The sequence below is a fragment of the Allomuricauda sp. CP2A genome (assembly GCF_001683915.1).
Lineage (GTDB): Bacteria > Bacteroidota > Bacteroidia > Flavobacteriales > Flavobacteriaceae > Flagellimonas.
Genome location: NZ_LXTT01000036.1, coordinates 1 through 21,740, shown reverse-complemented (window position 1 = coordinate 21,740; position 21,740 = coordinate 1). Strand labels below are relative to the sequence as shown.

Here is a 21,740-nt window from a genome sequence, read left to right as displayed (position 1 = left end):
TGAATGTTTTTCGGGGCATCGAAAAACAGGCAGTGCATAACCAATTCTACATTAAACCCAATCGCTCACCTCGCTTAACTGTCGGTACGCTCGGGTCGCAACTGGCTTTAAAAGAATTGCTAATGCCCTTATGGAACTTGTCAAGACCGTGGCAGGTTTCAGCGAAAAATAAGGTATCTACTTCCTTGAAAATGCGAGCATTTTACTACGTCGCAGACACACCTGATTTATTCCCTGAAAGTCTTGACAAAACCCACATCACCCATTGTGCTACGCACGAAAGAAATCAAACAAACACCCCTTAAAATTTCATCTCAATTGAATTAAACAGGGAATTATTAACCCTGTCTGCCGACAAGGCAGGCTTTAAATTTTTAGTTATGAGTACTTTAAGAAATCACGTACAACTGATTGGAAACGTTGGTCAAGAGCCAACCATTACGAACCTTGAAAGCGGAAGCAAAGTAGCCCGTTTTTCACTTGCCACAAATGAATATTACAAGAACAAGAAAGGCGAGAAAGAGCAAAGCACCGAATGGCACACCGTAGTTGCCTGGGGCAAGACTGCTGAAATTGTAGAGAAGTATGTAGTCAAAGGAAAAGAGGTAGGCGTAAGCGGAAAACTGAAATCCCGAAGCTATGAGGATAAGGACGGTATCAAACGATACGTAACCGAAATCGAAGCCAACGAAATCCTATTGTTGGGTACAAAGAATGGTAACGAATAGACTTAAAAGAAAGAGGGCGCACCTGTGGAAAGTTTCGCCCTCTTTTCATTCTTAATTTCTAAATAGAAATCACAATGAAAGCACAAGTTAACGAAATAAAAGAGCGGTTGCAATATTTTACGGGAACTGAAATGTTCTACCAAATACCGCTACTACGAACCCGATTTACAGATGGGCTGAAATACCTGTCCGAAGTCGCCGAATGTTTTTGGCTCATAACGGATGCTTCGGTAATCGCTAAAAGTCTGATGAACCGAAGTAAGTTTATCACGATTGACTTTAAAAGAATGTCCGAAGAAAAACAGGACTATACAGGTTACGAAGCTGAAATTATTTACAGCGATGGTAACGACAATATTTTGGAAACCCACCGTTATAATGCGACCGATTTTCCACTGGATGAATTGCGGATGTTCTTTGTGAACGATACGCTGATGTTACCAAGCGAATACTAAAATCGATATGCTATGATTTATCTAAATTTTACCGATTTGAGCGAGGAAGCGCAAGAGCGTTTGCTTACCAATTCCAAGGAAGATGTCAAGAAAAAATATGGCAAGGATTTGATGGACTATGCTACCAAGCACCATACCAATTTAGACCAAATGCTTGACGAGGAAGCGTTACGGAATTTATATTCCTATACCTATGTATTTAATATCTGAATGATGTTTTTTGAACGAAATGCGCCTCTGAAATTTCAGGGGTGTTTTCATTTTTAGTGCATTCATAATCACGAAAAAATCGTATCTTTATTTCGCTGAAATACAGCATACAATTTAAGTACAGTTATCCACTTTTTGACTTTCGCCGATAACCGTACCCATCGAAAATTAACGTATCGGAAATTTTATTTCCTCGAAAATGGCAATCAGCTTTTGAGCTGGATTGTATGGATTTTTGTCAGCCTTCGGCTGACGAAAAGGAATAGCAAGAGGGTAACACGCTGCGCGATGTTACGGATTCCTTTTCGTTTTCAAAGTATTGAGAATCAGTTGTTTAAAATTATTTTGATTTTTTGATTTTCAGCGATTTGCGACAAACGCCCTCAAAACGACCATTTTTCGGAAAGGATTTGCGACAAATGGGCGAAATATGGACACATTCATTGGCATCAGGTTCAAGAAGGAAACGGCAAAACGTTTTCAGGAATTCTCAAGAACACACTTCAAGACACACACCGAAGCGATGGAAGCCATCCTCGATTTTTTCTTCTACAATGAGATTTCACCAAAAGAAAATTTAGGACCAACGGGGCGCACCATCGAAGCCAAATTATTGAAGCGTATCAATGCCGTCATTGCCATTATGCGTGATGTCGAAAAGACCCAAACCAAACCCACGGTAGCGATGTTGCAATCCCTTTTTGAGATGGAAGAGCCTAAAAAGAAACCCTTGATTTTGGAAAAGAAATTCACTGAAGAAAAGAAGGAAGTCCGCTTTCGCGAAAAGCGAAATAATTCAAACCAACTTTAAAAATACAGGCTATGTATATCAATATTACCGCACAAAAATTAGGAACGAATTACAGTCAGAGCTCAGCAGATTTTGTGGACTATCTCGAAAAGGAAAATGGGGGTTTGACGAAGGAAGATATGGAACATTTCTTTAACCAATATGGCAATGAGATTTCGGCTAAAGAAGTGATCAAAGAGATAGACGGAAATACCGCAAAGCTCAAAAAGAAAGAACCAAAATTTTATTCCATCACGGTCAGTCCATCAAAACACGAATTGCGTAAACTCGCGAACAATAGCGAAGATTTAAAACGATATACCCGTGAGCTGATGAAAGATTATGCAGCCAGTTTCAACAGGGAAATCAATGGGCGAAAAGTAACCGTAGATGATATCAAGTACTTCGCTAAAATTGAACACCAACGGACTTTTAAGGGTACGGATTTTCAGGTGCGAGAAAACCAACCTTTTGCTACCAAGATTCTTGAATTGAAACAAGAAGTCAGGCGCATTCAACAAGGTCAAGCAACAGGCAATATTGACCGATTAAAACTGACGATAGGAAAGTTGGAAAAAGAAGCACCACATCAGTTGAATGGGAAACGTATTGTCCAGGGAATGAAGAAACACGGAAACCAAAGTCACATTCATATTATTGTCAGCCGAAAGGATGCATCCAATTCCTTCAGCCTTTCCCCTGGAAGCAAACACAAAGCATCTGAAGTAGAGATGCACGGTAAAAAAGTAAAACGTGGTTTTAACCGTGACCAATTTTTTGAGCGTGCAGAAAAGACTTTTGACAAAACTTTCGGTTACCAACGCAACTATGCGGAAACCTACAAAGCGAAGAAAGATTTTATGAAGAACCCGAAACTTTACTTTGCAGCTTTGATGAAATTGCCGGCCAATGAAAAGGCTTTGGCTTTTAAGATAATGGGCAAGTCGGGTATTCCGCTAATTCCAAACATTCCGACCAGTAAGGCGCAATTGGCGCTTCGAGTGTTTAAGCGGCTACGAAAAGGTGCTGAGATTGCAGTCAAATCAAGCTCTATTGGGATATGAGTTGGTCATTGATAGAAATAGTGATTTATATTGTAGTGCCAATTCTGTCTGTGGCCATATTGTCTTATGCCCTTTATGATAGTGAACCAAGGAATAAAACCGAAAAAAAGTATCAAGTCAAGTTCCCGACAAAATCGGGAAGCTTTAAAATCGACAACATAAAACGTGGCGCATCCGTTATCGGATCCGCAGGAAGTGGGAAAACCGAAAGCGTGGTCTATGGATTTTTAAAACACTTTCGTGAAAACAGTTTTTGTGGCATTATTCACGATTACAAGAATTTTGAGCTGACCGAAATGGCATACCCGCTTTTTGCCGATAGCAATGTTCCAATGAAGGTCATTTCATTTGATAGGATTATCCATCGGGTAAATCCAATTGCACCTAAGTATCTGGAAAATGAGGAAAGCGTCAACGAAGTATCAAGGGTGCTCATTGAAAATCTTTTGGAACAACGAGAATCGGGAACCACCGGAACAACCAAATTCTTTAACGATGCTGCCGAAGGTTTGATTGGCGGATTGATTTGGAAATTGAAAGCTGATTATCCACAATTCTGCACGTTGCCCCATTTAATTGCGATTTATCAAATGCTCGATACCGATAGCCTGGTCCAGTTTCTTGAAACCAATACCACATCGAGAGCAATGGCAGATGCTTTCATTAGCGGAAAGGATTCCGAACGTCAAACAGCTGGTGTAAAAAGTACCTTGGCCAATGCGTTAAAACGCATCAGCACTAAACGTATTTTTATGGCATTGTCTGCGGATGAAGTGCCTTTGAACATAAATGATGAAGAAAATCCAGCCGTGATTTCGGTGGTGAACAATCCCAAATTTGAAACCTCTTATTCGCCAGTAATCGCTACCATCATCCACACCATCACCAAACAGATGAGTGTGCGTAATTCTAAACCATCGTTTTTGTTGATGGAAGAAGCGCCGACAATCCGGCTGCTGAATATGCACCGCATTCCTGCCACACTAAGAAGCTATGACATTGCCACCATTTATGTAATGCAGGATAAAATCCAAAACGATATGATGTATGGCGACAAGGCAAGTAAGGCTATTTTGAGCAACCTTTCCTATCAATTCTTTGGCAAGGTCAATGACCCAGACACGGCAAAGTATTACGAACGTTTTTTTGAAATTATCAAAAATCCTACTAAGAGCGTGAGCAAGGCCGCCAACATTTTTAAAACCGATACCCGAATTACCAAAGGCGAAAGAGAGGTTTCCAAAAGAAGAGCAGATATTTTCTTTAGGCTCAAACAAGGTGAGTTCGTCACATTTGCCGATGGGAAGGACAAGAAAGTACGATTCAGTTTGCCAAAGATTCGAAGGCAGCTTCCACAGGACACAAAGCGATATTCCGATTCAGATTTGAGAGCGAATTTTGAAAGGGTTTATGATGATGCGAGGTCGATATTTGGGTAACGTTTTATGCTTGAACTTGTGCGGTTAAAGTACGCTCTTAAATCTCGCTTATAAAAAGAAAAAATGTTTTTCAGCAAAATCTGAACTCTGATATGATTATATTGTACGCCACCAAAAAATGTTATTAAATGATTGTACCTGCGGAAAATATTGTCGAGACTGTTGACTTAACAGCTGACGATGTTTTGCTTCCAATGTTGGAGTGTGTTGTAAATTCCATCATAAGTCTGCAACAGTCTTCTCTTCCGGCAAATGAGAAAGAAATTCAAATCAAGATAATTCGCGGGGCTTTGCCTTCACAGACTAATTTGTTAGACAGTGTTAAAACCATCGACAGCTTTGTCATTACGGATAATGGTATAGGTTTTACCGACAAAAATTACAGGTCATTTGAAACCCCTTTCTCGCAGGCAAATAAGGAGTTTGGTTGCAAAGGAATAGGAAGATTTACCGTTTTAGCAGCTTTTGAAAGTCTGAAGGTAGAGAGTAACTATTTGGAGAATCAAGTATGGAAATACAGGGAATTTGAGTTTAACACAAAGGACGAGGTCAACCTTATAACTTCTGAAAAATCAGAGGAAGATGTGTTCAAGACCAAAGTTAGACTCGATAATTGCTTCAATGAAGTGATTAGACAGAAATCAGCACTTAAAATCGAAGACATTGCTGAAAGTGTTATGCAACACTGCTTAATTTACTACTTGAACGATTCACTTCCGAAGATTATGATTTATGACGAAGAAAGCAGTAGAGCAGAGTCTATAAATGACCTCTATGCCAAAGTGTCAAAAGAAAAAGAACGGAATTTCGAGGTCAAGAAACAACAGTTCAAGATATATATAACTAAGACACCCAAAGAGGGAAACAGGAAGAATAACTACGTTCATTATTGCGCAAATTCAAGGGTAGTAGGCAATCCAAAAAACATTAAAAACTTCAATAGTCTTTTTAACTATCCCATCTCAAGAAATGGCAGTCTATATTTTCTTGATGTTTATGTGGTATCCGAATATCTGAATCGAAAGTCGTTCAGCACTCGGAATGGCTTCAACATTCCAAAAGAAAAAGAAAACTTACTATTTGCCAATTCATCACCATTATCTTTCCAAGAAATAGAGGAAAATCTGACCAAAGTGTTAGAAGATGAGTACAATGAGTTTGTAAAGAAGTCACGAGAGCGAAGTCAAGAGGAAATTAAAAGTTACATAAAAGAGAAGGCACCTAGATATAGGAGCTTTTTAAAAAAGCCTGAAGTACTGAATTCAATTCCACCGAATTTATCTGAGGACAAGCTCGAAGAACACCTTTATAAGATTTCCTATACTGCTCGAAAAAAAGTCGAAAACCATATTGACAAGTTTATCAATGAAAAGCAGGTAAATGAGGAAACGATAAATCAGATTAAGGACGACATAAAGGAGAAAACAGCCTATGACGTCGATAGTCTAGCTGATTATATGACTAGAAGAAGGGCTATAATTGAGCTGTTTGAAAAGTTTTTAGATGCTGATGAAAACGGAAATTACAAATTGGAAGAAGATGTTCACAATCTCATTTTTCCTATGGGCTTGACCAGCAACGATGTGGTTTATGAAAACCACAATTTATGGTTGCTGGACGAACGATTTCTAAATTATAAGTTCATTGCCTCAGACAAATCAATCACTTCATACTCACAAAAGAAAAGCAGAAAAGAGGCTGATTTGGTAATGATTGACAACCCACAAATGTTTGAGAATCCAATTGGTTTTGGAGATAAAAATAGCGGTGAGATAAATTCAATGGTAATTTTTGAGTTCAAAAGACCTGGAGAAGTGGCACACCAAAAACGTAAAGGCAATTATAGATGGGAATTTTCAGATTTGATTGAACCTTACTTTGATGAATTCTTATATCAACAAGATAAAAAGAATTACAAGGGCAATCAGGTCATAGTAACTAAAAACACACCGAAATTCGGTTTCATAATTGTGGATGTTTTGCCAACCAATTTAAAACAGTTTAACGAGGATAAGGGATGGGAAAAAACACCATTCGGAACTTATTTTAAAATCATACCAAAGTTAAATTTGAATTTAGAGGTAATGACGTTCAGAAAGTTGCTGGAAGTCTCAAGAGAAAGACACAATGCATTTTTCAATAAATTATTTAACTAGGCTATTAATGTATGCCAGAAACAAACCGTATAGAATACAAAAGAGAACTGTCCGATGGGCTTGAAAAAGAAGTTATTGCTTTTTTGAACTATCGCGAGGGTGGTATTCTCTATATCGGTATTGACAAAAACGAGAATGTTTACGGTTTAGCAGATTCGGATGGCGACCAACTTAAAATTAAGGATAGGCTAAAGAACAACATCCGACCTTCCGCATTGGGTCTGTTTGACATTGTGAGTGAAGAACGTACTGGCAAGGATATCCTTAAAATCATAATAGCAAGTGGTCCAGAAAAACCCTATCATCTCAAAAAATATGGGATGAGCGAAAAGGGCTGTTTCATCCGTATGGGTTCATCTGCAGAGCCGATGTCCCAAAAGATGATAGACGAGCTCTTTGCCAAGCGCACTCGAAATTCCATCAGCAAAATTAAAGCCGGACGATAAGACCTGAGCTTTGGTCAATTGAAAATCTACTACGAAGAAGCTGGCTATAATCTGGGGAAAGCCTTTGCAAAAAACCTGGAACTGCTTACTGAGGATGGCGCATTCAATTACGCTGGCTATCTTTTGGCCGATAAGAACAATACCTCTATTAAAGTGGCCAAGTATTCAGGCAAGACCCGAACCGATCTTATAGAAAGTAACGAATATGGTCACGAATGCCTGGTGAAAGCGACCAAGCAGGTTATCGATAAGATTGCTGTTGAGAATAGAACCACAACCAAGATAACCGCTAAGGAACGGCAACAGACCAATCTTTGGAATCCCATTGCCCTACGGGAAGCAATCATCAATGCTTTTGTACATAACGACTATACCAACGAGATTACCCCAAAGTTTGAAATCTTTGCGGACAGGATAGAAATTACATCAGCTGGTGGACTTCCTGAAGGTTTGAGCAAGCAAGAGTTTTTTGAAGGTTTTTCTGTACCTCGGAATAAAGAACTGATGCGTATTTTCAAGGATTTGGAACTGGTAGAGCAATTGGGTTCGGGCATCCCTCGTATTTTGGAACATTATGGCAAAGAGAGTTTTAGTTTTTCTGATAACTTTCTTAGAATGACGTTTGTAGCTAAAGAAACTACTGTTGAAGATGGTGGTACAAAAGGTGGTCAAATAGGTGGTGTAATGGGTGGTCTAAAAGGTGGTCAAATAGGTGGTCAAATCGAAAAGGATATCGATGCCATTTCTGAATTAACACATAGACAAAAAGAAGTTCTGAAGTTAATTGCTCAGGATAATCGAATAAGTCGTTCCGGTATTGCAGAAATATTACATATCAATGAGTCTGCAATTCAAAAACACCTCAATAATTTAAAGGATGCTGGATATATAGAGCGTGTAGGCGGAACAAGAGGCTATTGGGAAATCAATCTCGATAAAAATAAATAAATACGCTTTTCAAAAAGGCGATTTATCTTTTGAACCTCTGGCATCTGCCAGCCACTTTCCGTTTTGCTTAACCAGTTTAAAAACACCTGGTGTTTTATCGTAAGCTGTTGTATATTTTACCCAAGCCACATCACCCATAATCGTGTCCTGCAAAACAGTAAACTTGGAATCATCTTTTGGTGTAGCGTTAAACATATTTATAGTATTCATATAGTTTGAATACGCCTGTGGCGTTGAGTTGGCTTTTAAGGCTTCTTCATCCTTTTCATAAAAGCTTTCGATAACAATTTGGGCTGTGGCACTTGGTCCTGAAACTTTAGTTGCGGAATCAGCACACGAAAGGAATAGCAGTACGAGCAATAAAACCACAATATTTTTCATAATGACTTTAATTTGGGTTATTGATATATCTGTGCGATAGCTTCATTTCAATATTTCGTTCACCATCCTTTTCATTCAGTTCTAAAATTGCCCTACGGTCATTGGATAATGAAAATTTTGGCAACACATAAACAAAACGTACCGTTTCACCTTCTACAATTTTTGAAGGCAGATTATGTTTGTAAATCGGCTCTTGATACAAACGTTGTAACGATTTCCTTTTTCCTTTTTGTCGTGTTTCAATCGAAAGGTTCAAGAAATTCAAATCGTAATCCAAGGTTGAATTGTTCTCTATCTGAACAACGAAGTACAGTTCTTCTTTATCAAAAACGATATTCTCAACACTTACAATAATACCTTCATTTCGCTTTTTAATTCGACCTATGCGCTGTTTTCTATTGAGAAGATACGAGCAGAATTTTTGGTAATGATATGTTCTGTTGTCTATCCGTTCTTCAGAAGATTCAGCAAGAATTGAATCAGTTACAATCGGTTTTTCATTCCCGATACTACTTGATATCGGAATAAAATAATTGAGCTTAGAAAGCTGTTTTTTATACCTTACAATATACGAAAAAATCGAGCCATTTCGGTTGACTACCAGTAAATTACTTTCCTTTCCAGGCTTGGCTTGCAACAGGCCAAAATACTGTTCTTTCTCACGATTGTAGGTAAAGACAAAATTATCTGAACCAGTTATACCTTGCCGGATAGGTTCTGGGAAGAATAGTGCTACATTTTTAGTGTCGTTTGCATAAATGGTATCGAGTACTATAGTTGATTGCGCTGTAGCCTGTGCCGAGCATAGTCGAGGTACGAAAGCGAAAACAAATACCATTATGAATATATAATTATATCGTCTCATAGTTTTGGTTTTAGGATTAATCTGTAATTGTTCAGGACGGTTACTTTTACCCTGCGGTTAGAACGCCTAAATACTTGTGTAAGTCCACCAACTTGTGGTACGCTGGGAATATTAATATCACCAATAACATCATCAAATACCTCTCTGGTTACTTCTTCCCTAAAGTTGTTTTCGACATAGATACCCTCGCTACCGTCTTGCAAATCGAAGGCTTTTAGTTTGGTAGGGTGGTGTTTAATATTCTCAATTTCGATTAAAGCACGATTGGGCTGAAAACTGATAAAGCCGAAAACCGGTGTGTTCTTTGGCATCAATTTACCATTGATGGTGGCCGATTTGGTAAGGCGCATCCGTAATCGGGTATTTGCTTGAACAATTTGGTCACCATCTACGACTACATAAATCGTTTCATCAGTATTGCCTATAATTGAAATTTCATTGGGCTTTGGCGAGGCCGCAAAGAACAGTTGATGTTCCAGGCCCAATTCTTTGGCTTCAATTTTTTGTTCCCTTTTAACTTCAGCAGAATCCACCTTTGGTACCGTTTGCTGAACAACTCGCTTATGTCCCAAATTTTGGTAGCGTTTTTCGGAATACTTTATCTTACCAGCCTTGTAAATGCTATCCACGATGCGTTGCTTTTTTTGTTCGGGCAAATCGGGATTATACAGTCCCGTAGAATCCAAGAGCTTTTCATCGTAGATGCTCGGTGCGGTGCTTTCACGCACTTCCTTGAGGTCGTTTATGGCATCCAGTTTGGAATCGTATTCCTTTTGGTCATCTTCCAGTTCAGGAACAAGCGTCTGTTGCAACGTGTTTTCATCATTGTCCTCATCTTCCATAAGCATCACTGAATATGAGATAAGGAAGAGGAAAATGATGGCGAGGACACCAGCGAAAATGATTTTATTCTTTTCTACTTTCATAATCTATTTTTCTTAAAGTGTTTTCGAAATAATTGGTAATCAACAAGCCGTGCGGATTGTTGGGAAAGTTTCGGTCTACCATAATCAAGTTTCCGGTAGAAACCAGTTCGTAAGTATCAATGATTGACCCTCTATTGATTTCAAAAATCGTCGTGGTCGTAAAAGTATACTCGCCGTTGTTCTCTGAAATTTTGGAATCAATGCTCAATACCTTCTGCACCAAAGAATATTGCAATAGGCGATTATACACACCATCTGCTTTTTTCTGACGGTATAGATTGTCCACGGAACTATTACCCAACCACAGCGCTTTTTCCAAATTGCGTTCGTAGTTGCTGGCATCAATGTTATAGAAGTACGTGTGGAACAGTTCGAGATGTGCCAAAGCTTCGACCCTGAAATTTTCCTTTTGTGTAACCAGCTTTAGCGGAATGATACTGCCGTCCGTATTGATTGCAAAGACACTATTGAGCGTTGTTTTGTTCATATTGTAAACCATTAAAAGCGAAAAGCTGCTGGACAGCAACGAACAGATGACTACGGCTAAAACGATAAACCGATTCAGTTTCAATATTTTGTATATGTTCTTGTAAGGTGTTTTCATTCTGAATGGAATTAGTTGGTAAACAATCTGAGGGTAAACGAGGTGGCACGTCGATACAGTTTGAATTTCAGAAAAACGATAAACCCAACTGAGCCCAGTTGAACTACAGGCGCAAAAAAGCCCTGACCTGTATCGGTTCCGAACAGGTTGACCCAGAAATTGGTATTTATTTCCGTGTAAATGGCATTGATAAACACATTGACCAGAAAGAAGGCTGGCACGAGCATATACACGGCAGCATACAATTTAAAGAAGGTATAGGCGAGCGAACGGAACTTTTCAAAAACTGCCAAACTAATGACCAATGGAAAGAACGCCTGCATTATTCCCAAGAGGAAAAAGCGTTCTGCCAAAAACAGCGGATAGATAAATAAATCCAATATCCAGAGAATGGTACTTAAGATGAAGGCCAATATCTTGAACCCATATAATGGTGTTACCAATGCCTCATACAAAAGCGTCATTGCCGAACTTGCGGCATCAAAAAGGCTGACATCTTCCTCTAATGGTATATCCTGCATTTGCAAGGGAAGTAACGCTGGTGCAGTTCCTCTATACTGTCCTTCGATGGCCACTAAAATCCCATCAAAAAACCCTAACACCTGCGTTGAGAATATGACCAATAGGACAATGGCAAAATTCTTTGCCAATTCACCCGGACTCAATCCCCAAGTGTAACCGTCTTTGTCTGCAATACCTTCGTTGTATTTTTTAAGGATGTTGACCAAGAAAAATAGGACAGCAAGCGTTTTCATTCCGGCAATGGTATATTGCGAAAAGTCGCTGGCCTGTATAGTCTGGAACACCGTATCGATGTATTCCAACCCAATCCCTAAAATGATGGTCGCGGTCATTTTTAATACTCTGTTTCGCGGTTATTAACTTTATCCTGCATCTTTCTAAAAGAAATAATATCACGGTAGCGTTTCGTTTTTGTAGTGATGTTTGAAACCATCTGTTTTGATTCCAGTTCCTTGGCTTTCAGGATTTCGGCGCGTTCGGCATCACTCATTTTAAGATAATCGCTGGATAAGACTTCGTCTATAAAATCCACCGTGTCTAATGAATTTTGTACAATGGTTTCGAAAGAGCCCATAACCTTGTCAATTTCCTCGGGTTTGATGTAGGGCGAATTAAGAATGTCCTGAAGGTCATTCTGCATTACATTGATAAGGCGCTGATTGTTCTGTGCGATTTCCTCAACTGCCCTAAGCTGTTGGACAACGCTCGATACTTTCTCTATCGCCTCTTTGGCATCCTTCAAGAATTTTACGGACTTAATCATTTCCGCGGTCTGTTTACCCGATTCCAATAGCTGTTTTACCAAGCTGATGAAGTTGGTGTTGTCATAAACAGGCATACCCTGAGCGGTTGCACCGCTTGGCAGTAAAAGAGCTGTTGTCATAGCCAACCCAATTAGAATTGATTTGATTTTTGTTTTACTCATTGCTAAATATTTGTTTTGGTATTCGTGAATCTTCGATTTCATAGCATTATGTTTTAGATGTGAATTGAATTATTGCTTTTTCCATATCCTGATGCTCGTTGTAGAGCTTCATTATTTCCTCATTTTCTAATCCATCAGTTAAATAGGCGGCGTAAACTTCTTTCGGAACTTCCAACCGGAAGATGTTACTTTCCTTCCCGATTTTGATAAACATTTCGGTGTACTTGCGTGGTCCGGAAAGGTTGTTCTTTATGGATTTGAGTTGGTTCAGGTCGTGGCTGGAAAGGTTGAGTCTTTTGACCAGTTCGTCATAGCCTTTTTCATTGTTTAAGCTGTAAATGACCTGTGTATTTTCCAGAATACTGGCCGATGTGGAATTGTTAGGTAACTGATTAATGGACTGTAAAATGATACCAATAGCACCATTCTGTTTTCGGATAGCTTGATAGTAGAATTCCACACTTTCCAGTACATTGTCAAACTTCAGCTGTTTAGCAAACTCATCAAACAAGATGATGCCTTTTTCGGCGCGATTGCGCCAGATGGTTCTTTGGATGGCTGATTTGATGAGCTTGAGCATCACGGAAAGTATTTCCTTATTGTCCTTTACTTCGTCCAGCTCAAAAACAATCAATCGTTGGTCCTCGATTTTATAGGTTTGGTCTTCGCTGACTTCAAATAGAAAACTGTATAGACCATCACCGACATACTCAGATATTACGTGCAGAAAGCTCGTCACGTTGAAGTAGTCGGGATGGATTTTTAGGTCGCTCAGAATACTATCCTGATGCCTTTCTATAAAGTTGTAGAAGCTTTCCAGCGAATGATTTTCTGAAGTGCTATCGTAATAATGGCGCAATATCTTTTTAATGGAAACGGACTGCGCTTTGGTCACTTTTAAGTCTGAAGCAAAGAGTTCAAACAAGAAAACAGATAAATCTTCAAGCCGTTCTGGTGTGAGGTCATTTTTATCGCTTATGAAGAAAGGGTTGATACCCAAATTCTTTCCGCTCTCATATCTGAGTACGGTATACTTTTCAGGATAGAGCTTGGCGAATTTGGTGTACGAACCACCCAAATCGATAATGACCAGACGGACACCACTTTCAAAATATTGGCGTAGTATGTTATTGGCCAAAAATGATTTGCCTTCGCCAGTTGGCGCAAAAATGGCAAAGTTCCGAGCTTTGATGCGTTTCTTTCGTTCGTCCCAAACATCCTTTAAAACAGGAATGTTATGCTCTCGGTCATTAAAGATGATTCCGGTTTCGTCAGATTTGTAGTTGGTATTGTTGATGAAAAGGCAAAGTGCGTGCTTTAAATCCGTTACGTACAAATCATTGTTTGAGAAGTTGGATGAAAAACAGCAGTAACTGTTCAGAATATAATTTTTGCGTTCTTCACCTCTTGGATAGTAAGGGGTGATATCGAGTTCCTTAAACTCGGTCTTGATTTTTGAAGTGATTGAATCGAGGCTCTTTTTGTCTTTTGCCCAATACACTACGTTGAGATGACCACGAATGATTCGTGCATTGTCATCAGCATTGATTTGGTCAAGGATATGCCGGATTTTCCCAAGCACCACCTTGTTCTGTGAACCGAAGTTTGAACTTTTGTTTAGCTCTTCGATTTTCTTATCGAGTAGTTTTCGCCATTTCTGTTTATCATCCAGATACACGATTTGGTTGACGATATGGTTCTCGTTAAGCGTAAGCCCTAAGCCATCAATAAACCCTTGATGAAACACAAAATCGTCTGAAGTGAATTTCTCATTGGTCTTGCTACTTTGCACACTTTCGCCAAAGCACAGTTCGCTGTTGACGGCCAGGGCATCAAAATGGTTGTCGCCAATGGTGACGTTCTTTTTTTCCAATAGTATGTCGGTATCGAATCCTTCACTAAATCCGTTGAAATAGTTGGTGGTGAGTTGCTGTATCTCTTTCGCTTGAAGCGAAACAAAACGCATCTTTCGGCTATTGTTGATGAACGACACGGAATCGCTTACCGCATTCACAAAAACTTTAATATTGTAATCCATTTGCTGTACGATTCCTTTTGAAACCTTACGGAATGGGTTGACATATTTTGGATTGTTGAATGCCTTGTTTTTGGTCAGGATAAAGAACAGATAGCATTGATGTTCGATGTAATTGCGACCTTTAAAGTGATTGTGAGTTGCCTTTTCGAGAAAGGATTCGTTGGGCAAATGTTCTGAAGAATAGGATTTCTTTAAATAAATGTCTTGCTTGTGAACGACCGTTCCAACAGGTAAAGACTTCAAAGCCTGAAACCAGGCACCGTGTATATCCTCAAAGTCCTTTTCAGAAAGCGAATAGATTTCAGGTAAGTTCCCTTTGAAGCATAGCACAACATTGCCATTGTTGGCAAAGACGATATTATCCTGAATATCTGCAATGGGTTGATATGCCGAAAGATTCATCTTATTCATAGTCGAATCCAGAATTACGCTTGTTACTGATGATTCTTGGGAAGGGATTTCCTGTCTGAAAGAGTTGCGGGTTATTGGCTATTCGAGTCAGAGCGATGTAGAGTCCACCATTGAACAGCATTAAACCGATGATGATGCCAAAGCTGAAAGAAAAGATGATGATGAGTAATGATGCCAATATGGAAACCATCATCAAGGCAAACAGGGAAATGGGCAGGCCGAAGATGACTGCCCGTTTCCGCATATTTCTATAGACCTCGAACTTCTTCACTATACTACGATGCCTATGAGATAAGTGAAGATTCCGACAACTGCACCAGCAATAAGTACAAAAACCAAGACCCGAGTAATCCCTTTCTTAAGGTCGGCATTTTCACCAAAGAAGTGTCCGGCGTTAAACAGGAATCCGATGAGGAATATGACACCTAAAATGATGGGAAAAATGGTTCTGATGGTATCTGAAACATCGTTGACCGAATCTTCAATACCACCAATCTGAGCAAAAAGCGAAGTTGATAAGAGCGAAAAAACGCCTGCCAAATAATGTGTTTTTTTCATAACGAATTGGATTAAAATTTTGGTTCATTTTCGTTATGTGAAATTTACATATATTTGAATATAAATATTTGAAAATCAAATATTTGTGAATAAAATATTATTTGATAGTATTTGGTTTTAGTTGCTATTATTTAGCATCAAATTCTATGAAATTTTGAAGTGGAACTGTTAATAAGAGAAAAATTGAAAATGAAAAAGTGGCTCAAAAACGTCAGTTTTATGATTTTGCTTCTCAAAAGTTGCATCCTTCTGGGTCAGGAATTTGATGCAAAAAAAATTATCGTAATTGACCCTGGTCACGGCGGAAATGATTTGGGTGCAATTGGGGTAAATCAGACAGAAGAAAAGACAATAACCTTGCAAATTTCAAGGTTGATTTCAGAACTGGCCGAGAAAAACCACGACCAGACTGTGGAAATTTATCAAACACGTTATAGTGATACCTTAATTTCATTAAGGGATCGGGCAAGAATGGCGATAGCTTTGAATGCAGATTTATACTTGTCTTTGCATTGCAATCATTCCGATAATCCAAATGCAAGAGGTGTTGAAGTATATGTGTCCAGTCAAAGGTCGAAGTTTTTGGATGAATCGACTTGGCTTGCCTTTCAATTACAAGCTGACTTGAATGAGAAGCTGGGTTTTGAAAGTAGAGGCGTAAAGTTTGCCAATTTTCAAGTGCTTCGGGAAACTACGGACTTTATGCCATCCGTTCTATTGGAATTGGGTTTTTTGAGCAATAAAGATGAGAGTCATTATATTTCTGGATATGAAAACCTTAAGCACATTGCGCTCGCTATTTTATCACTATTAAAAATACCTTGATTATGAAAGAACTATTTTTAGAGTTAACAAAGAGCTTAAAGGATATTGTGTTACAATTCATCTCAGAAGTGATTCTGCTATATAAGTCTTTCAGAAATTGAGCTACTTCCTTTTGTCCACAGCTTTTGTATCAAAAGCAATCAAATTAAATAGTTCCCGCATCCGGCTACGGACACGGTTGCCATAGCGTTCTTCGAGTTCTTCGGCATTAAGGTTGGTGGTGGCGTGGGTCTTTATTTTGCGTTTGGTATCAAGGTATAGTTCGTATCGAGAGAGTAATACTTCGCCCATTACATTTAGGCCTTTTCCGTAAAAGCGGCCAGCGGGTTCTACACCTAAATCATCAAAACAATAGAATTTGGTATTACCATATTCCTCAACCGTTTTAAAGCCCAAATGGTTAAAGCTGAAGGTTACATTACGGCAGGGAATCATTTCATAAGGGCGTTGTAAGGGAACGATATGACGCAAGAGTTTCATCAAGCTCGTCTTGCCGCAACCTACGGGTCCAGAAAGCAAGATGCCCTTTTCAATGTCTATTTCAAATTTCTCACAGTTGTCCTTGTCTTTGATAAAATATGAACAAAGCTTCAACAGAATGCCCTTGTCCTCATCATAAATCCTGAACTTTTTACCGAAGAGCAGCTTGCCCTTGGCATTCAAATAAATCAAGATTTTTGGGAAGTCGTATAGTACGCTTTTTCCATCGAATTTGCCCAGCGAATATTCCACGCCGCCTTCGATGATTTTAGAGGGGTTGTCCATAGTCTTTCGATTTAGTGGTTCGCAAGTTGTCCTTGATTTGGGACGGTTGTTTTTTCTTTGGCTTGTTTTCTGACTCAAATAATTCGGTTCTATCCATCCAATTGATGGCTACGGCTCGCCAATCCCTAATCGGTTCGCCATCGCCAGTTTGCCAATCTCGTTCAGCGTAGTGCTGGTAAAACTTTTCAGCTTCAGCTTTACCAAAATTCTTTTCTTCAAAAAAATCAATGACGGCCAGACAGTCCTTTGGCTGTTTTATTAAGTTTTCTTGTTTGATATTGTTTGTATTAGATACCAATGCTTGTCCACCTATGGGACGGTGTTGGTACACCGCCTGTCCATTTTTGGGATGGTGGTGTCCCTCAAGCGGTACACCTCTGGGATAGTACTGTTCCGCAAGCTGTTCCAATATGGGATTGTACTGTCCCGTAGCTGGTTCATCACTTGTCCCTAAAATGGACATCTTGATTTTACTGCCCTTGTATGGATTGTTGGAAGGAAAGTAGGATAGGTATTCCCAAGAATGAAGCTCTGTTATGCACCTGTGGTAAGTTGATTTTGACCCAATCTTGGCCACCCGCATCAATTCTCTTCGATTTACATAGAACTCGTCCATAAAGCGACAGCTGTTCCATTCCTGGAACAGCGCCATATACAGACTGATATGGGTAGGGTTTAGGCGGTCATCAAAATAGAACGTTTCAAAAGCCGCGTTGAGTAGCTTTATATAGTTCATAACATCAGGAATTTAGTCCGTGGTGCACGCGGTTGGCATCCATTACCTTTTGAATTTCTTCGGCATCATAATAGATGATTCCGCCTACCTTAGTGTATGGCAAGGTGCCATTGATGCGAAGGTTTTGAAGTGTTCCCGGACTCACTTGAAGCAAATCCATTACTTCGGAAGATTTTAGATACTTCTTGATTTTTCCAGAAGCCTGTTTGGCTAAAAGACTTTTGATGTCATCGAGCAATTCCATTTTGAATTCCCGAAGGTCGTCTGTGGTGATGATACTTGTCGGCATAATAGAACGATTTTAAAAGAAAAGGACTATCAGAGGTTTATAATTTTTAATGATAGTCCTTAACCCGATTTGACTTTCGTTCTACAAATTTGATATGGATTATTGGATTTTCTTCACCAGTACGACCGTACTACGGTCAAAATTTAACATCTTGAAATTTGGTATGCTTTGGTGCTGTTTGATATAGTTTATGCCGAAATTTATACTCAAATCGAGCTGAATTTTATGGACATTCGCTGAAAACCAAAACACCGTAGGTCAACCGTACTACGGTCTTTTCTTAATATTTTTAATTAGAAGTATAAATGGTTGTTACAAGCTATTATTTCTCGCTTTTATCCATTTCAGAAATAAGGGAAGTGGTCAACTCATCAAGAAACAGGGTTCGGCTTTTTTTTCTGTTTTTGATGTCCTGATAGGTTTTGTAGATGTCTTTTGGCTCAACATCGAAAATCTGGCTTAAATAATCTGAAATTTTAACAATACTCAGACTGTTTTTAGAACCGAGACCTTTAGCGTGAAGCGCATAAATTAATTCCACATAATCTGTATTGCTAAAAGGCCAGTGCAATCGTTTTATGGGGTGTCTTTTCCCATTGAGTGATTTCTTTAGTTGAAAACGTCTTTCATCTAAATACTTCAACAGTTTTTGATAAGCCCTATACTTACCTAATAGCATATCCCGGGGAGTACAAAATTCAGGGTCTTGAAAGTAAAATTTTGAAGTGGTGATATGATAACTATCCAGATAGTCCCTTGTAAAATATTCCTTATCAAAATGAGTGTGGCCAGCGTCGATATAGCGGCCAAAATCGATATTATACAGAAAAAATCGATTGATTTTGTTCACTTTCTTTTTGATGATCTTAAGCTGACTATGCCTGTCTGCCTTGGGGAATTGAAGTTCAAAGGAATGAATCTCGGAAAAATAGATAAGCTCAATAAGCGGTACCTGTTTCGTATGTTTGAAGAATCGGATTTCCGTTGCCATCGTATCAAAGCCCTCTTGTAGAACCTGTTTTTTAAGATTGCTTAAAAGATTACGGCACACCTCGACGGAAAGATATGCCCTTTCCAATATTGAATTATTCTCAGAAGCTATTTCATCTAGTTGTGTTGTTAAGTTTTCCGATAGTACGTCGAGTTTCATCAGCAACCAAGTTGAGGTTTGAAAACATAATTTAAGATTCTAGTGGTTTGGTAATAGTTTTTGAAGTCCCTTAACAAACAAACTGTAGCTTGATGCAACTTGATGCAAAAAGACCCGACTGAATACTGAACGTATTCAAAATCCATTAAAATTAATGAAAAGTACGAGCGTTCTAATGACAAAAAGCCGTAATCTACTACGGATTAATCCGTATTCTACTACGGATTTAACTTACTCGCAAAGTGCCGGAACAAAAATCCTATTTTCTTTTTCCTTTAAACCGTCTTTCAAATTCGCGTCTGTTTTGTACTTCCGCCTTCTTAAAGATGTTTGAAGCGTGTTTAGAAACTGTACCTTCAGCAATAAACAGATAGCTTCCTATTTGTTTATACGATTTGCCTTCGAGTATGAGGTTGGCTACCTCAATTTCCCGTTTGGATAAATCGAGTTTTGAAAAATATTTTAAGATAGCAATATTTTTTGCTTCTCTAGCATCATCGGTATATCCTAACCTGTGCAAGAATTGTTCTTTTTTTAAATCTTGATATATGTTAATACGGATGAGTGCCACGGCAAGAACAAAGTAGCCACCATTTACAGTCAATTGTTCCACTACCTGAAAATCCCCGAGAGCAACTATAATAGGCATAAGCACTATGGATAACAAAGTAAGATAACCAGTGGCAATCCTATCCCTATAAAACCTATTTGTAGCACCCCCTTTTTCCTTATAGAGCTCAATTAACGGTGTGCTGATTTTAACGAGAAATGCAATGGCGACTGCAACAGGAATGAAAATAAATGAATATTTAGCGATACCAATATCTTGCCAGATGATTAGCGGAAGGACAAAAAAGAAAATAAATGCGGAAATGAGAATTATCATTAAATGGCGTAGGGTAAAGAATTTTAAATGACCAATGTCAAATTCAGAATACACATAATATACATAGTACAAGGCTGTGTAGAGACCTACGCCGTAAGCCACGATATATTGAATGCTAAGCGGTATAGGAATATTCGTGTCTGGGAAAATTCCCGAAAAAAAATTATACGATATCAACGAGATTGTGAACCAGATGAAGCGGTTGGTCGACTTACTGTCTCGTTTCTTTAATGAAATAATCACAAAATTCGTAAGCAGTATTAATTGAACCGCTATGATGAAGAACGTGACGATATGCATTTCAGAGCCAAATACCGTCATCAGATTGTGGATTTAGCCCTTCTTCTGAAAAGCATCAGTCGATAGGGTAAACCTGTATCAATATTGGCAAAGTTTTCGAAGCCGTGATTTTCGTAAAAGTTTATATTCCTTTTGGTCGAAGTTTCCAGATGGATATCCTGCCCTTTCTTATCGGCAAATTCAATTATTTCTTTAAGGAGCATACCCCCATAACCTTTTCCGGAGTCAACAGGATTTACTCCGATATACCACAAGTGCATAAATGGCTCATTTGGATGATGCTTTTTGATTAAGGATTCTCGTTTAAGAATAGTCGGCACCCTTCTTAGACCAATAACATTTATGGCCAACTTTAAGTCTTCATAAAAGGACTTGAAACTGAATTTTTTCTTTCGTGGAAAAAGTATTAGCCCAACAGCCTTTCTATTTTCAGAAATAAAAATTTTACCGGTAAGTTCGGCCATTTCGTAGCTGTAGCTCATTAGTGCGGGGATTTTTTCATTATCACCCCCAACTACCAGGTTCACGGATTTGTTCTCTTTGAAGGAACTGGAAAGTATATCAATGACTAAATCCTTATCGTTAAAAATTTCTGGTCTTGGCATTGTATTTTTGGCACATTAAAGTTATCCTGGCTTTTTAGGTAAATGACACACTATCCTTAGAATAAGCTTTTTCAATGATTTAATGAGAGGAAACATTCTCGGATTCGAGAAATTTTATAATCCACTTTTTTTTGTATCAATTTTTGGGTTTTCCTAATTCAAGCCTTCAGAGGTATCTTCGCTTACAAGAATATGATTCGTTATGTTAAGTTCACTATTTTTTAGATTTTTCATTAAATCAAACGTTTGTGTATAATCCCTTTCAGAACAAAAAAGTATAATAGAAGAATGGTAAGAACCAGAAGAATAGATAAAAAATCAACTTCTCTTTGCCGCTACGTGTTATTTGAATCCCTCCTGGTTTTTGATCTTTTCTCTATCGGGTTCTTCTTGCACTCGCTTGATGCTGCTAGTTTTCAGAGGCTATAATCTTTCCTTGTTTGTCGAAGTAGATTTCCAGATGTTTATCGTCAGGACTTTCCACTTCTAATTCATATAAAGTTCCCATGTCGGTTTCCACTTTTTCTACTTCTTCTATTTCCCAGTCCTTGTATTCTGAGCTCTCAAAGGCAGTCTGTACAGACGCCGGTAAGTCAGCATATTCAATTTCCTCTTCGCTGATTTCTTTAAAATTGTGGTTCTTGTTTTCGCAGCTTACTGTTACAGCCACGAATAACAAACAAGCTATTACAAAGCATACATTTTTAAATCGCATAAT

Annotated in this window: 24 protein-coding genes and 1 pseudogene; 9 read left to right on the top strand and 16 right to left on the bottom strand. The window is 38.7% G+C overall.

What is annotated here, in order from left to right:
* Positions 1-380: 380 nt before the first annotated feature.
* The 8 genes and pseudogenes from A7D14_RS05020 (at position 381) to A7D14_RS04985 (ending at position 8,236) form a co-directional block, all read left to right on the top strand.
* The gene (locus tag A7D14_RS05020; RefSeq protein WP_067030876.1) at positions 381-728 is read left to right on the top strand and encodes a single-stranded DNA-binding protein; all 348 of its coding nucleotides are present in this window, start codon (positions 381-383) and stop codon (positions 726-728) included.
* A gap of 74 nt (positions 729-802) precedes the next feature.
* Entirely contained in the window at positions 803-1,183 is a 381-nt protein-coding gene (locus A7D14_RS05015; RefSeq protein ID WP_067030873.1) for a DUF6876 family protein, read from the top strand.
* 12 nt (positions 1,184-1,195) lie between these two features.
* On the top strand, positions 1,196-1,393 hold the full coding sequence (locus A7D14_RS05010) for a hypothetical protein (protein WP_045802041.1): 198 nt from the start codon (positions 1,196-1,198) through the stop codon (positions 1,391-1,393).
* A gap of 430 nt (positions 1,394-1,823) precedes the next feature.
* Positions 1,824-2,204: a BfmA/BtgA family mobilization protein gene (locus A7D14_RS05005; protein ID WP_067030871.1), complete on the top strand. Its 381-nt coding sequence runs from the start codon at positions 1,824-1,826 to the stop codon at positions 2,202-2,204.
* An 11-nt stretch (positions 2,205-2,215) separates the two neighbouring features.
* Positions 2,216-3,247 carry a MobB family relaxase gene (mobB, locus tag A7D14_RS05000; protein ID WP_067030868.1) on the top strand — a complete coding sequence of 344 codons (1,032 nt, stop codon included), beginning with the start codon at positions 2,216-2,218 and terminating at the stop codon, positions 3,245-3,247.
* Positions 3,244-4,686: a type IV secretory system conjugative DNA transfer family protein gene (locus A7D14_RS04995; RefSeq protein WP_083157988.1), complete on the top strand. Its 1,443-nt coding sequence runs from the start codon at positions 3,244-3,246 to the stop codon at positions 4,684-4,686. The genes mobB and A7D14_RS04995 overlap by 4 nt, the downstream gene beginning before the upstream one ends.
* Before the next feature lie 128 nt (positions 4,687-4,814).
* On the top strand, positions 4,815-6,842 hold the full coding sequence (locus tag A7D14_RS04990; RefSeq protein ID WP_067030865.1) for a hypothetical protein: 2,028 nt from the start codon (positions 4,815-4,817) through the stop codon (positions 6,840-6,842).
* A gap of 11 nt (positions 6,843-6,853) precedes the next feature.
* Positions 6,854-8,236 (top strand): annotated as a pseudogene (locus A7D14_RS04985) (RNA-binding domain-containing protein).
* A 9-nt stretch (positions 8,237-8,245) separates the two neighbouring features.
* Here A7D14_RS04985 and A7D14_RS04980 read toward each other — a convergent pair.
* From A7D14_RS04980 to A7D14_RS04940, 9 genes are read right to left on the bottom strand one after another with little or no spacing between them, the layout of a single operon-like run.
* Positions 8,246-8,617 (bottom strand): hypothetical protein, encoded by a 372-nt coding sequence (locus tag A7D14_RS04980; RefSeq protein WP_067030862.1) that lies wholly within the window; start codon positions 8,615-8,617, stop codon positions 8,246-8,248.
* A gap of 7 nt (positions 8,618-8,624) precedes the next feature.
* Positions 8,625-9,482: a DUF4138 domain-containing protein gene (locus A7D14_RS04975; protein WP_067030859.1), complete on the bottom strand. Its 858-nt coding sequence runs from the start codon at positions 9,480-9,482 to the stop codon at positions 8,625-8,627.
* Complete coding sequence (gene traM, locus A7D14_RS04970) at positions 9,479-10,408, bottom strand: conjugative transposon protein TraM (RefSeq protein WP_067030856.1); 930 nt, start codon at positions 10,406-10,408, stop codon at positions 9,479-9,481. The genes A7D14_RS04975 and traM overlap by 4 nt, the downstream gene beginning before the upstream one ends.
* A complete protein-coding gene (locus A7D14_RS04965) occupies positions 10,389-11,012 on the bottom strand; it encodes a conjugal transfer protein TraK (protein ID WP_067030854.1) in 624 nt (207 codons plus the stop codon). The genes traM and A7D14_RS04965 overlap by 20 nt, the downstream gene beginning before the upstream one ends.
* An 11-nt stretch (positions 11,013-11,023) precedes the next feature.
* Complete coding sequence (locus tag A7D14_RS04960) at positions 11,024-11,866, bottom strand: hypothetical protein (protein ID WP_067030851.1); 843 nt, start codon at positions 11,864-11,866, stop codon at positions 11,024-11,026.
* A 2-nt stretch (positions 11,867-11,868) separates the two neighbouring features.
* Positions 11,869-12,459, bottom strand: coding sequence for a conjugal transfer protein (locus A7D14_RS04955; RefSeq protein WP_176712363.1), 591 nt, complete (start codon positions 12,457-12,459; stop codon positions 11,869-11,871).
* A gap of 46 nt (positions 12,460-12,505) precedes the next feature.
* On the bottom strand, positions 12,506-14,908 hold the full coding sequence (locus tag A7D14_RS04950) for a TraG family conjugative transposon ATPase (protein ID WP_067030848.1): 2,403 nt from the start codon (positions 14,906-14,908) through the stop codon (positions 12,506-12,508).
* On the bottom strand, positions 14,901-15,179 hold the full coding sequence (locus A7D14_RS04945; RefSeq protein ID WP_067030845.1) for a hypothetical protein: 279 nt from the start codon (positions 15,177-15,179) through the stop codon (positions 14,901-14,903). The genes A7D14_RS04950 and A7D14_RS04945 overlap by 8 nt, the downstream gene beginning before the upstream one ends.
* A complete protein-coding gene (locus tag A7D14_RS04940) occupies positions 15,179-15,466 on the bottom strand; it encodes a hypothetical protein (protein WP_067030842.1) in 288 nt (95 codons plus the stop codon). The genes A7D14_RS04945 and A7D14_RS04940 overlap by 1 nt, the downstream gene beginning before the upstream one ends.
* Positions 15,467-15,625: 159 nt before the next feature.
* Between A7D14_RS04940 and A7D14_RS04935 the strand changes: the two genes are divergently transcribed.
* Positions 15,626-16,291 carry an N-acetylmuramoyl-L-alanine amidase gene (locus A7D14_RS04935; RefSeq protein ID WP_313790815.1) on the top strand — a complete coding sequence of 222 codons (666 nt, stop codon included), beginning with the start codon at positions 15,626-15,628 and terminating at the stop codon, positions 16,289-16,291.
* Between the two features lie 102 nt (positions 16,292-16,393).
* On the opposite strand, the gene A7D14_RS04930 is transcribed toward A7D14_RS04935, so the two are convergent.
* The 7 genes from A7D14_RS04930 to A7D14_RS04900 all read right to left on the bottom strand — a co-directional run.
* The gene (locus tag A7D14_RS04930; RefSeq protein WP_067030835.1) at positions 16,394-17,056 is read right to left on the bottom strand and encodes an ATPase; all 663 of its coding nucleotides are present in this window, start codon (positions 17,054-17,056) and stop codon (positions 16,394-16,396) included.
* Positions 17,040-17,792, bottom strand: a complete 753-nt coding sequence (locus A7D14_RS04925; protein WP_067030832.1) for a hypothetical protein — start codon at positions 17,790-17,792, stop codon at positions 17,040-17,042. Before A7D14_RS04925 ends, A7D14_RS04930 begins: the two co-directional genes overlap by 17 nt.
* 4 nt (positions 17,793-17,796) lie before the next feature.
* A complete protein-coding gene (locus tag A7D14_RS04920) occupies positions 17,797-18,081 on the bottom strand; it encodes a helix-turn-helix domain-containing protein (RefSeq protein WP_067030829.1) in 285 nt (94 codons plus the stop codon).
* 322 nt (positions 18,082-18,403) lie between these two features.
* Entirely contained in the window at positions 18,404-19,231 is an 828-nt protein-coding gene (locus A7D14_RS04915; RefSeq protein WP_067030826.1) for an RteC domain-containing protein, read from the bottom strand.
* 259 nt (positions 19,232-19,490) lie between these two features.
* Positions 19,491-20,438 (bottom strand): helix-turn-helix domain-containing protein, encoded by a 948-nt coding sequence (locus A7D14_RS04910; RefSeq protein WP_067030823.1) that lies wholly within the window; start codon positions 20,436-20,438, stop codon positions 19,491-19,493.
* Positions 20,438-21,022: a GNAT family N-acetyltransferase gene (locus A7D14_RS04905; protein ID WP_067030820.1), complete on the bottom strand. Its 585-nt coding sequence runs from the start codon at positions 21,020-21,022 to the stop codon at positions 20,438-20,440. The genes A7D14_RS04910 and A7D14_RS04905 overlap by 1 nt, the downstream gene beginning before the upstream one ends.
* A gap of 409 nt (positions 21,023-21,431) precedes the next feature.
* Positions 21,432-21,740: PepSY-like domain-containing protein (locus A7D14_RS04900; RefSeq protein ID WP_218058506.1), on the bottom strand; the 309-nt coding region annotated here is incomplete at its 5' end.

Excerpts from the sequence above, each read along its gene's own strand:
- A7D14_RS05020 (WP_067030876.1), top strand. The coding sequence starts at position 381 with ATGAGTACTTTAAGAAATCACGTACAACTGATTGGAAACGTTGGTCAA.
- A7D14_RS05015 (WP_067030873.1), top strand. The coding sequence starts at position 803 with ATGAAAGCACAAGTTAACGAAATAAAAGAGCGGTTGCAATATTTTACG.
- A7D14_RS05010 (WP_045802041.1), top strand. The coding sequence starts at position 1,196 with ATGATTTATCTAAATTTTACCGATTTGAGCGAGGAAGCGCAAGAGCGT.
- A7D14_RS05005 (WP_067030871.1), top strand. The coding sequence starts at position 1,824 with ATGGACACATTCATTGGCATCAGGTTCAAGAAGGAAACGGCAAAACGT.
- mobB (WP_067030868.1), top strand. The coding sequence starts at position 2,216 with ATGTATATCAATATTACCGCACAAAAATTAGGAACGAATTACAGTCAG.
- A7D14_RS04995 (WP_083157988.1), top strand. The coding sequence starts at position 3,244 with ATGAGTTGGTCATTGATAGAAATAGTGATTTATATTGTAGTGCCAATT.
- A7D14_RS04990 (WP_067030865.1), top strand. The coding sequence starts at position 4,815 with ATGATTGTACCTGCGGAAAATATTGTCGAGACTGTTGACTTAACAGCT.
- A7D14_RS04980 (WP_067030862.1), bottom strand. The coding sequence starts at position 8,617 with ATGAAAAATATTGTGGTTTTATTGCTCGTACTGCTATTCCTTTCGTGT.
- A7D14_RS04975 (WP_067030859.1), bottom strand. The coding sequence starts at position 9,482 with ATGAGACGATATAATTATATATTCATAATGGTATTTGTTTTCGCTTTC.
- traM (WP_067030856.1), bottom strand. The coding sequence starts at position 10,408 with ATGAAAGTAGAAAAGAATAAAATCATTTTCGCTGGTGTCCTCGCCATC.
- A7D14_RS04965 (WP_067030854.1), bottom strand. The coding sequence starts at position 11,012 with ATGAAAACACCTTACAAGAACATATACAAAATATTGAAACTGAATCGG.
- A7D14_RS04960 (WP_067030851.1), bottom strand. The coding sequence starts at position 11,866 with ATGACCGCGACCATCATTTTAGGGATTGGGTTGGAATACATCGATACG.
- A7D14_RS04955 (WP_176712363.1), bottom strand. The coding sequence starts at position 12,459 with ATGAGTAAAACAAAAATCAAATCAATTCTAATTGGGTTGGCTATGACA.
- A7D14_RS04950 (WP_067030848.1), bottom strand. The coding sequence starts at position 14,908 with ATGAATAAGATGAATCTTTCGGCATATCAACCCATTGCAGATATTCAG.
- A7D14_RS04940 (WP_067030842.1), bottom strand. The coding sequence starts at position 15,466 with ATGAAAAAAACACATTATTTGGCAGGCGTTTTTTCGCTCTTATCAACT.
- A7D14_RS04930 (WP_067030835.1), bottom strand. The coding sequence starts at position 17,056 with ATGGACAACCCCTCTAAAATCATCGAAGGCGGCGTGGAATATTCGCTG.
- A7D14_RS04925 (WP_067030832.1), bottom strand. The coding sequence starts at position 17,792 with ATGAACTATATAAAGCTACTCAACGCGGCTTTTGAAACGTTCTATTTT.
- A7D14_RS04920 (WP_067030829.1), bottom strand. The coding sequence starts at position 18,081 with ATGCCGACAAGTATCATCACCACAGACGACCTTCGGGAATTCAAAATG.
- A7D14_RS04915 (WP_067030826.1), bottom strand. The coding sequence starts at position 19,231 with ATGAAACTCGACGTACTATCGGAAAACTTAACAACACAACTAGATGAA.
- A7D14_RS04910 (WP_067030823.1), bottom strand. The coding sequence starts at position 20,438 with ATGACGGTATTTGGCTCTGAAATGCATATCGTCACGTTCTTCATCATA.
- A7D14_RS04905 (WP_067030820.1), bottom strand. The coding sequence starts at position 21,022 with ATGCCAAGACCAGAAATTTTTAACGATAAGGATTTAGTCATTGATATA.